The sequence below is a fragment of the Chloroherpetonaceae bacterium genome (assembly GCA_025056565.1).
Lineage (GTDB): Bacteria > Bacteroidota > Chlorobiia > Chlorobiales > Thermochlorobacteraceae > Thermochlorobacter.
This window is the reverse complement of the sequence record JANWWA010000034.1, coordinates 1-2,295: the sequence shown is the minus strand read 5'-3', so window position 1 is coordinate 2,295 and position 2,295 is coordinate 1. Positions and strand designations below refer to the sequence as shown.

The following is a 2,295-nucleotide window of genomic DNA, read 5'->3' as shown; positions in this document are numbered from 1 at the left end:
TTCACACAGACAAAATAGATATTACCTTGCACAGAATAGATACTCTCTCCCTTTCCTCTTATACTCTTTTCTCCTGCTACATTGTCCAATTCTGTACCCAATTTTTTTTTGCTGTCAGCATAGAACGTTCCGATTGCTTAAAAAAAAACAAATAAAAAAAGGGACTGCGTGAAAGCAGTCCCTAAATGGTGAAAACTAACTTTGATTTTTTTTCAATACACTTGCACCTTGAAGACCCGGACCGGCATCGAGAGCACATCTTCTCGAGAAAACTCGCTGCTTCCAGGATTGAACGAAGACATAATAACAATTACATTATCGCCAGGTTCAAGCTGAAGCGACACTCTCCCATGGGGCACGTATCGCTTCAACAATGCACTTAAAACCGCTGCCGAACTTTCTTTCCGAACAGCGGACTTAAAATCCTCTTGGTTCAGTTCCCAGATAGCTTGTTCTAGTTCGATCTCTTCAATGGTTGCGCTTGAGCCTTTGCGCAACATTTGAGGCGAGAACGTGCATGTAAGATATAGCATTTCTTTTCTCCTTTCTTTTTTTTTATTTTTTTTTATTTTCTAAATTTTTCATATGCCGTTGCCTTTCTGAAAAAAAGGCAACGGCGTGGAAAATCACACTTTCGTCACAATGTAAAGGTTCTTTTTTGCTCTGGTATAAGCGATATACAAGAGATTTTGCTCCTGCATAAGAGCAACCCCCTTCGCCTTAGGATGTGGAATAAGCTCAGGGAAAATAAAGTAAACATTTTCATGCTCCAATCCCTTAGCTCGATGGATCGAGCTAAGATAAATCGAAGCACTTTGTTTTTCTTCAAAAAACTTATAAATAAATTTGATTAGGTCTTTCACTGTATCACAGGGGGCGTTTTCTACAAACATTAAACATACTTCTTTTAAGTCAGAAAAATATGTTTTTTTCATATCATTTCTTGTGTTAGAAATTTTTTCATCAAAATAATTAATAATAAGTTCGCTCAAGTTGTGAAATGGGGCAAACTTAAATCTATAAAATACTGACAGGATTTTATTCAAAACATCTTCGCCAGCATATTTCGCATTTTTTCCCTTTTTGATGAGGGAAAACGCAATGTTAACCAACGGCGCATTGGTTCTGCAGATTATCATGGCTGAATCGATATCTCTGCTTAAAAACTCAGGATAGGGCACGAAATGAACTGCCCCTGTCTCGGCATTTTCATGAGGAACGATCTTGGGGTTAATTGTTCTAGCAAGTTCAATATGAGACTTGCCGCAGCGATAATTTACAGGCAGATCTAGCTCAGCAGGAAAGAATTTTTGTCTAATGTTATCGATACTATTAATATCTGCTCCGGCAAAACCGTAGATTGCTTGACGTGAGTCTCCAACAAAAACAAAACGTGTAGAGTCATGAGCAAATCGCTCAATAAGCTGCATGGAAAGTGGAGATAAATCTTGTGCTTCATCTACAAAAATGTAATCGTACTTGGGGGTCTTGAAATCAAGCTGAACAGGAAACCATATCATATCAATGAATGAAATATACTTGTCTTCAACAGCTCTTTCGACAAGCTTCTTAAAAAAAACCTGAACTTCATTTGCATCAAACACACGTCCTGCAACAGAAAGATTGGGCACATCACTGAACTCTGAGAGAAACTCAGAAGTTACATCAATTTGACCCTGAAGCAACCATAATTCAAAAAGAGCAGCCAGTTCGTCAATGCTTTCTTTGTCTTTTTCAGTTAATTCAATGACATGAGAAAACATGTCATATGCAATGATTTTATACTTGTTTTGCTTTAACTGTTTTTTGCGAATCGATTGAGGAAAAGTAGAATAGCCTGCTGAGTGAAGAGTCTGAATTTTTACATTTTGCAAATTTGTGCGCTTTTGTAATTCTTCCTGAATGCGCTTATTAAAAGCACATACTAAGACTTGAGCAGAACTTGGAACATACTTGAGAGCTTCAATGATTGTTGTTGTTTTTCCGCTGCCCGCAACAGCGTCAACAAGAATGTTTCCCTCTGAACTCTTGACAGCTTCAAAAATTCTCTGTTGATATTCTGAAAAAACCATATTTTTTTTTTCTCCTGTTTACTTGTTTGTCTTGTTTTGTATCTTTGTTTGTATCTGCGCTGCCTTATTGAGGCATGCGCTGTTTACTTTTGCACTTTCTTTTATACAAAGTTTCAAAATTTTTTTTTTTGTGGCAACCCTGACTTGCACTGTTTTCAGCTCAGCACTGCTCTCCCAGTTCCATATCGCTTTTGTGCTCCTATAGATACCATACCCCTTAAAC

The 2,295-nt window shown here is 37.6% G+C and carries 3 protein-coding genes; all 3 read right to left on the bottom strand.

From position 1 onward, the window contains the following. Positions 1-212 precede the first annotated feature (212 nt). Positions 213-533 (bottom strand): DUF1874 domain-containing protein, encoded by a 321-nt coding sequence (locus NZM05_12515; protein ID MCS7014437.1) that lies wholly within the window; start codon positions 531-533, stop codon positions 213-215. A gap of 93 nt (positions 534-626) precedes the next feature. Beyond that, a complete protein-coding gene (locus tag NZM05_12510) occupies positions 627-2,072 on the bottom strand; it encodes a UvrD-helicase domain-containing protein (GenBank protein MCS7014436.1) in 1,446 nt (481 codons plus the stop codon). 18 nt (positions 2,073-2,090) lie between these two features. Next, positions 2,091-2,295: hypothetical protein (locus NZM05_12505; GenBank protein MCS7014435.1), on the bottom strand; the 205-nt coding region annotated here is incomplete at its 5' end.

Coding starts and splice junctions, on each gene's coding strand:
- NZM05_12510 (MCS7014436.1), bottom strand. CDS start 2,072: ATGGTTTTTTCAGAATATCAACAGAGAATTTTTGAAGCTGTCAAGAGT.
- NZM05_12515 (MCS7014437.1), bottom strand. CDS start 533: ATGCTATATCTTACATGCACGTTCTCGCCTCAAATGTTGCGCAAAGGC.